The organism is Ramlibacter sp. (assembly GCF_041916345.1).
Lineage (GTDB): Bacteria > Pseudomonadota > Gammaproteobacteria > Burkholderiales > Burkholderiaceae_C > Ramlibacter.
Window position 1 is genome coordinate 39,815 of record NZ_JAYRZR010000026.1, and the last position, 7,262, is coordinate 47,076.

7 protein-coding genes and 1 tRNA gene are annotated in these 7,262 nt (G+C 71.7%); 5 read left to right on the plus strand and 3 right to left on the minus strand.

The features are described from left to right. Positions 1–132: 132 nt before the first annotated feature. Together ACE3T5_RS09345 and ACE3T5_RS09350 are read right to left on the minus strand one after the other, a co-directional pair. A tRNA-Met gene (locus tag ACE3T5_RS09345) sits at positions 133–209 on the minus strand. Between the two features lie 21 nt (positions 210–230). Continuing rightward, entirely contained in the window at positions 231–1,874 is a 1,644-nt protein-coding gene (locus tag ACE3T5_RS09350) for a VWA domain-containing protein (RefSeq protein ID WP_374666818.1), read from the minus strand. 128 nt (positions 1,875–2,002) lie between these two features. On the opposite strand from ACE3T5_RS09350, the gene ACE3T5_RS09355 reads away from it, so the two are divergent. Continuing rightward, a complete protein-coding gene (locus tag ACE3T5_RS09355; protein ID WP_374666820.1) occupies positions 2,003–2,623 on the plus strand; it encodes a sigma-70 family RNA polymerase sigma factor in 621 nt (206 codons plus the stop codon). Then, positions 2,620–3,675 carry a hypothetical protein gene (locus ACE3T5_RS09360; protein ID WP_374666822.1) on the plus strand — a complete coding sequence of 352 codons (1,056 nt, stop codon included), beginning with the start codon at positions 2,620–2,622 and terminating at the stop codon, positions 3,673–3,675. The genes ACE3T5_RS09355 and ACE3T5_RS09360 overlap by 4 nt, the downstream gene beginning before the upstream one ends. A gap of 19 nt (positions 3,676–3,694) precedes the next feature. On the opposite strand, the gene ACE3T5_RS09365 is transcribed toward ACE3T5_RS09360, so the two are convergent. Beyond that, positions 3,695–4,477, minus strand: coding sequence for an enoyl-CoA hydratase (locus ACE3T5_RS09365; RefSeq protein ID WP_374666824.1), 783 nt, complete (start codon positions 4,475–4,477; stop codon positions 3,695–3,697). Between the two features lie 135 nt (positions 4,478–4,612). Between ACE3T5_RS09365 and ACE3T5_RS09370 the strand changes: the two genes are divergently transcribed. The 3 genes from ACE3T5_RS09370 to paaK are packed head-to-tail and all read left to right on the plus strand — an operon-like array spanning position 4,613 to position 7,169. Further along, the gene (locus ACE3T5_RS09370) at positions 4,613–5,416 is read left to right on the plus strand and encodes an enoyl-CoA hydratase-related protein (RefSeq protein ID WP_374666826.1); all 804 of its coding nucleotides are present in this window, start codon (positions 4,613–4,615) and stop codon (positions 5,414–5,416) included. A gap of 11 nt (positions 5,417–5,427) precedes the next feature. Further along, positions 5,428–5,868 (plus strand): hydroxyphenylacetyl-CoA thioesterase PaaI, encoded by a 441-nt coding sequence (gene paaI, locus ACE3T5_RS09375; RefSeq protein ID WP_374666830.1) that lies wholly within the window; start codon positions 5,428–5,430, stop codon positions 5,866–5,868. Further along, positions 5,865–7,169: a phenylacetate--CoA ligase PaaK gene (paaK, locus tag ACE3T5_RS09380; RefSeq protein WP_374666828.1), complete on the plus strand. Its 1,305-nt coding sequence runs from the start codon at positions 5,865–5,867 to the stop codon at positions 7,167–7,169. Before paaI ends, paaK begins: the two co-directional genes overlap by 4 nt. Positions 7,170–7,262 lie beyond the last annotated feature (93 nt).

Genomic DNA, 7,262 nt, shown 5'->3' on the forward strand with positions numbered 1-7,262 from the left:
TCCCTTCGGTCACCGCCAGCCTACGAGGATCGGCTCCCCAACGATGGTCACGGTGCGCGTGCCTTGTCCCGCGAGTGCCCCATGAAAAAAGCCCGCGACCTCAAGGGCAGCGGGCTTCTTCAAGACGGTGTCTGGTGGCGCTTCAGGGATTCGAACCCCGGACCTGCGGATTATGATTCCGTCGCTCTAACCGGCTGAGCTAAAGCGCCTGAGCCCGCGATTATAGCCAACTAGCTGCCGCGCTTGCCCAGCTCCTCGGTGACCAGGCGCACGATCAGGCGGTCCAGGGTGTCCACGGAGTAGTTCTGCACGTCGTGGCTCGTCTCCCGCCCGGGCGCGGCACCGGGGCGGCGCGCGTCGGCATAGGTGAGGAAGACGAACTTGCCGCCGGTGAACTGGGCGATCTGGCGCTGGATCACCTCGCCCTGCCGGTCCAGGCCGCTGGCGCCCACGCCGAACACCTGGATGCCCTTGCCCAGCGCGGCCAGCATGTCGTCGTCGTAGTGCGGCGCGCCGTAGTCCAGGTGCGGCGGCGCGTCGGCCAGCAGGATCACCATGCGCGTGGTGCCGCTGCCGCGCCAGTTCAGCTTGTGCACCGTCTCGTGCAGAGCCTCGTTCATCGCCTCGGGGTAATCGCCGCCGCCGGCCGCGCGCAGCTGGCCCAGCGCCTGCTGCAGGAAGCCCTGCACGTCGTTCGTGAAGTCGTGGCTGCGCAGAAGGAAGGCATCGCCCTGGTCGCGGTAGGCCACCAGGCCCAGGCAGATGTCCGGCTGGCTGGGCAGGGCCGCCACCTCTGCGGTGATGGTGCGCAGCGTGGCCTTGAGCTTGTCGATCTCGTCGGCCATGGAGCCCGTGGCGTCGATCAGGAACACCAGGTCCAGCTGGGCGCGGGCTCGCGCCGGCGCGGTGGCCAGCCGCAGTTCCACCGCGCTCTTCTGGCCGCGCCGCAGCCAGCCGGTGGTGATGCGGCCGTCCTTGCGGGCGCTCACCTGGTAGTGCGCCGCGCGCGTGGGGTCGAATGCATCGGGATGCAGCCAGGCGCGACCGGCGCCGTCGGTACGCGCCCACAGGGTGTGGCCGCTGGGCGCCTGCACGGCCACCTCGGCGTCGATCACGCCGCGGCCCCGTGCATCCTTCACCTCCAGCAGGTAGCGCTCGCGCACGTCACGCGGGCGGTGCTTCACCTGCTGGCGGTCACGGAAGGCGAGGTAGGCGTTGAAGTCGGCGTTGTCGTCCACCACGCCGGCGGTCACGGGGAGTGATGCGGGCGCCGGGCGTTGCCAGGGTGCAGCGTCGTACCGCGAGAGTGCCTCGGCGGGTGGGGCCGACTGCGCGGCGGGGCGCGCCGCCGGTGCCGGTGCGGGGGCTGGCGCAGGGGCTGGTGCCGCAGGCGCGCGCGCGGCCGCAGCGGGCGCCGGTACCGCCAGCGCGCGTACGCCAGGGGATGCGACGGCCGCGGGCGCTTCCACGCGGGACTCGGTCGTCGCGGTGTCGCTCGCATCGCGTCCCGCGGCACTCTTGGCCAGTTCCTCATGCCGGCGCGGCCACGGCGACCACGGCGGCTGCTGGGCGGCCTGTGTCATCCCCGGCACCTCACGCGGAGTGACCGGCCGCGCGCAGTGGGTGGCCGCCGGCGCCTGGAAGTTCGGCACGGCCCGTATCTGGGGACCCGTCGAGGACTGCCAGGGCAGGGGCGGCGGCTCCGGCTGCGGCTCGGGCCAGTCCAGTGGCGTGTGGGCCGTGGCGCTGCAGGCCGTCAGCAGCATCTGCGCCGCCAGCAGGGCCACGACCATGCGGGGGCGGCTGGGCCGGCCGTGGTGGCGCGGGCCGTTCCTGGTTTCAAGGGGACGGTGGGCAGGGGCCAGGGGGGTCATCGCTCGCTCCGGATCAGGTGGGACATGCCGTTGATACGGGGCAGGGGCCGTGGCGGGGTTGGCCTGGGCACTGGTGTCTAACCCCGATCCGCGCTTTCGCCCGTACAACGTGATGTGACAATCCGCCCATGCCCCGCGCGCTGCACGAACTGGCCGACGAGGACCTGATGCAGGCCTATGCCGGCGGCGACGCAGCCGCCTTCGACGTGCTCTATGCCCGCCATGAGGCCGGGCTGTTCCGCTTCGTCCGCCGCCTGCTGGGCGCAGCCCTCGCGGCGCAGGCCGACGAGGTGTTCCAGGATGTCTGGCTGCGCATCGTGGTCGCGCGCGCCAGCTTCCGCCCGCAGGGGGCGGCGTGGCGCACCTGGGCCTTCACCATCGCGCACAACGCGGCGATGGATCGGCTGCGTGTGTCGGGCCGCGAGGTGGTGCCGGTGGACGAGGCGGGTGAGGATGACGGCGCGCCGCTCGACTGGCTGGCCGCCCAGGTGGGTGCCATCGCGCCGTCCAGCGAGGACGAAGCGTTCTGGCGCGCAGCCGGTGCGCAGCTGCTCCACTGCCTGGAGGCCTTGCCCGATGCACAGCGCGCTGCCTTCCTGCTGCACCATGAAGACGGCGCGAGCGTGGAGGACATGGCGCATCGCCTCGCCCTGCCGTTCGAGACCGTCAAGAGCCGGCTGCGCTATGCCTTGCGCAAGCTTCGGGACTGCATGGGCGCCTACCTGGCGCCGATCCAGGGGCTGGGATGACCGAGCTGCGTGATGCGCGCCTGCGCCGCGCGCTGGATGCCGCGCCGGACGCGGATCTGCGCCCGCTGCCCCGCACGCGCGAGGCCATCCGTGCCGCCGCGCAGTCGGCCGGGGTGCCGTGGTGGCGACGGTGGCGGCCTTCCTCCGGGGGCGGCGTGCCCTGGAGCGCCGCGCTCGCCACGGTGGCCCTTGCCACTCTGGTCACTGTGCTGTGGCAGCGCGAAGAGGTGCCGGGGCTGCACGACACCCCCATTCCACCTGGCCGCGCCCCGGAGGTCGCGCCGCTGCGCAAGGCGTCGCCGCCGCCGGTGGTGCCGGCGACGGTGACCACCGTGCCGGCGCCAGCCGAGCCGTCTGCGCCACGGGCCGCCGTGGCGCAGGCACCTGCTGCGCCTGCCACACGGCTCGCGGCGCCAGCGCCCGTGCCAGCGCAGTCGCCTGCACCTGCGGCACCCTCAGCAGCCGAAGCCGCCGCACCAGCACCAGCACCAGCACCAGCACCAGCACCAGCACCAGCACCAGCACCAGCACCAGCACCACCCGAGGCCCGTGCGCCCGCCGCTGCGCCACCGCCACCGGCGGCTCCGCTCGCCGACCGGAACGAAGACCAGGCCCGCGCCGCGCCGGCCGCGCCGCAGGCCGCCGAGCGTGCAGCCAAGACCGCGCAGGGCGCCGGGGCGGTTGCGGTGCCCGCGCCGGCCGCGCGCCTGGCCGCTCCGCGAGATGCGCGCCCAGGGCCCGCTGCCGGCTGGACCGATCTCACGGTCGAAGGTCGCGAGGGCCGCTTCAGCCGGGCCGCCCAGCCCGCTTTGCAGGCGGCGGTGGAGGCGGTGCTGGCGAGTCCGGCCGCGAGCGTGCCGCGCCAACCCTCAACCGAAGGCGCGGTGCGGCTCACGCTGATGCAAGGCAGCACCCAGCTGGGCGTGCTGGAGTGGACGGGCGATGCTTGGCTGTGGCGGCCAGGCGCGGGCGAGGTGCAGCGCCTGCAGGCCGCGCCGGCGGTCGCGCAGGCCTTGCGCGATGAGGTGCAGCGGCTGCCCGGCGGACGCTGACCCGCCGGCAACCGGCCCGTCACTGATTCCGGAACTCGGGCTTGCGCTTGTTCAGGAACGCGTCCATGCCTTCCTTCTGGTCGGCGGTGGCGTACAGGCTGTGGAAGATGCGGCGCTCGAACATCACGCCGTCGGACAGGCCGCTCTCGAACGCGCGGTTGACCGATTCCTTGGCGGCATAGACGGCCAGGCGCGGCATGTCGGCGATGGTGATCGCCACCGCGAGCGTCTCGCCCATCAGCTTGTCGGTCGGCACCACGCGGCTCACCAGCCCGGCGCGCTCGGCCTCGGCGGCCTCCATCATGCGGGCGGTGAGCACCATGTCCATGGCCTTGGACTTGCCTACCGCGCGCGGCAGGCGCTGCGTGCCGCCGGCGCCGGGGATGATGCCGATCTTGATCTCGGGCTGGCCGAACTTCGCGTTCTCGGCGGCGATGATGAAGTCGCACATCATGGCCAGCTCGCAGCCGCCGCCCAGCGCGAAGCCGGCCACCGCCGCGATCACCGGCTTGCGGATGCTGCGGATGGTCTCCCAGTTGCGGGTGATGAAGTCGCGGCCATACACGTCGGCGAAGCCGTACTTGGCCATCGCGGCGATGTCGGCGCCGGCCGCGAAGGCCTTCTCGCTGCCGGTGACGATGATGCAGCCGATGGCCTCGTCGTCGTCGAAGGCGCGCAGCTGCGCGCCGAGTTCGTTCATCAGCTGGTCGTTCAGCGCGTTGAGCTGCTTGGGACGGTTGAGCGTGATCACGCCCACCTTGCCCGCCTCCACGCGGACTTCGATGCATTCGTAGCTGGCCATGGGGACTCCTTGTGTCGCGGCCAACTATAACCAAGGGAAAACAAGCACCGCCCCGTGCCGGGCGCGATGGTAGATTCGCCGATTGATTCGCCGACCGCTCGGTCGGTCAATGCCAGCCCTCTCCGGAGAAGAGCCTTGAGTGAACCCACCGTCCTGTACGAAGCGCGCGGCGCCGTCGCGCTGATCACGCTGAACCGGCCGCAGGCCCTGAACAGCTTCACCCGCCAGATGCACCGTGACCTGGGCGCCGCGCTGGACCGCATCGCCGCCGACAAGGCCATCCGCGCGGCCGTCATCACCGGCGCTGGCCGCGGCTTCTGCGCTGGCGCCGACCTGGCGGAGTTCGACTTCGCGCCCGGGCCGGATCTGGTGCAGCGCGCCGACCCCGGCCCGGTGATCGAGCAGGCCTTCAACCCAACGGTGCGACGCCTGATGGATCTGCGCGTGCCCACCATCGCCGCCGTCAATGGCGTGGCCGCCGGCGCCGGCGCCTCGCTCGCCATGACGTGCGATCTGGCCGTGGCCGCCCACAACGCCTCCTTCATCCAGGCTTTCAGCAAGATCGGCCTGGTGCCCGATGCGGGCGGCTCCTGGTTCCTGGTGCACAAGCTCGGCCTGGCGCGCGCCATGGGCTGTGCGATGCTGGGCGACAAGCTGAGCGCCGCCGATGCCAAGGCCTGGGGGATGATCTGGGACGTGGCGCCCGAAGGCACCGATTGCGTGGCCGCTGCGCTGGCGGTCGCCGAGCGGCTGGCGGTGATGCCCACCACCGCCCTGGTGGCCACGCGCAAGCTGCTGCGCGCCGCCGCATCCTGCGACCTCGACGCGCAGCTGGACCGCGAGCGCGACACGCAGAGCGCGCTGGGTCGCACCCACGACTACATCGAGGGCGTGATGGCCTTCCGCGAGAAGCGGCCCGCGCAGTTCACCGGGGAGTGAGCGCGATGTCGATGACCACCACGCCTGATCTCGCCCGCCGCGTCGGCGAGGCGATGTTCGCCGTCGACGCTGCCAGCAAGGACTTCCTGCAGATGGAGCTGCTGGCCTGCGAACCCGGCCGCGCCCGTCTGCGCATGACCGTGCGCGAGCCGATGCTGAACGGCCACAAGATCTGCCACGGCGGCCTGATCTTCACCCTGGCGGACTCCACCTTCGCCTTCGCCTGCAACAGCCACAACAAGGTGGCGGTGGCGGCGGGTTGCAGCATCGAGTTCCTCAAGCCCGCGCACCTGGGCGACGTGCTCACCTGCGAGGGCGTCGAGCAGGTGCTGCAGGGCCGCCACGGGATCTACGACATGAAGGTCACCAACCAGAAGGGCGAGGTGATCGCGATGTTCCGCGGCAAGAGCGCGCAGATCCAGGGTCACATCGTCGAGCCGGAGGCCTCATGAGCATCGCCGCCGCATTCCCGCTGGAGCCGATCGAGAAGGCGAGCATCGACGAGCTGCGCGCGCTGCAGTTCAAGCGGCTGAAGGCCACGCTGCAGCACGCGTACGCCAACTCGCCCGTGTACCGCCGCAAGTTCCATCAGGCGAACGTGCATCCGGATGACCTGCACTCGCTGGCGGACCTGCGCAAGTTCCCCTTCACCAGCAAGGCCGACCTGCGTGACAACTACCCGTTCGGCCTGTTCGCGGTGCCGCGCGAGCAGTGCGTGCGCATCCACGCCTCCAGCGGCACCACGGGCAAGCCCACCGTGGTGGGCTACACCCGCAACGACATCGAGACCTGGGCGCACGTGATGGCGCGCAGCCTGCGCGCCAGCGGCGCGCGGCCCGGCGACATGGTGCACGTGAGCTACGGCTACGGCCTCTTCACCGGCGGCCTGGGCGCGCACTACGGCGCCGAGCGCCTGGGCCTGACCGTGGTGCCCTTCGGCGGCGGCCAGACCGAGCGCCAGGTGCAGCTGATCACCGACTTCCGGCCCGACATCATCATGGTCACGCCCAGCTACATGCTGGCCATCGCCGACGAGTTCGAGCGCCAGGGCATGGACCCGCGCAAGAGCAGCCTGCGTCTGGGTGTGTTCGGCGCCGAGCCGTGGACGAACGACATGCGCGCGGCCATCGAGCAGCGCATGGACATGCAGGCGGTGGACATCTACGGCCTGTCGGAGGTGATGGGCCCGGGCGTCGCCAACGAGTGCGTGGAGACCAAGGACGGCCCCACGATCTGGGAGGACCACTTCTACCCCGAGATCGTGAACCCCGAGACGGGCGAGCCGGTGCCGGACGGCGAGCTGGGCGAACTGGTGTTCACCAGCCTCACCAAGGAGGCGCTGCCGATCATCCGCTACCGCACGCGAGACCTCACGCGTCTGCTGCCGGGCACGGCGCGCACCATGCGCCGCATGGAGAAGATCACCGGCCGCAGCGACGACATGATGATCGTGCGCGGCGTGAACGTGTTCCCCACGCAGATCGAGGAGCTGATCCTCAAGCAGCCGGCGCTGGCGCCGCACTACCAGTGCATCCTCACCCGCGAGGGCCCGCTCGACGAGCTGACGGTGGCGGTGGAGGTGGCGCACGGCGTGGAGGCCGGCGGCGCCCCCGCGCGCGAGGCCGCCGCGGCCCTGGGCCACGCGATCAAGGCCTATATCGGCACCTCGGCGCGCATCGAATTGCGGCCCGAGGGCGGCATCGAGCGCAGCATGGGCAAGGCGCGGCGCGTGGTGGACCAGCGGCGGAAGTAAGGGCTGGTTTTCGTAGGCTGGGGTGGAGCGGCAGCGCAACCCCACCCCGGCCGGGGGGGGCCGCGCCAAAACGAGGGGGAGGGGTGGGGGCCC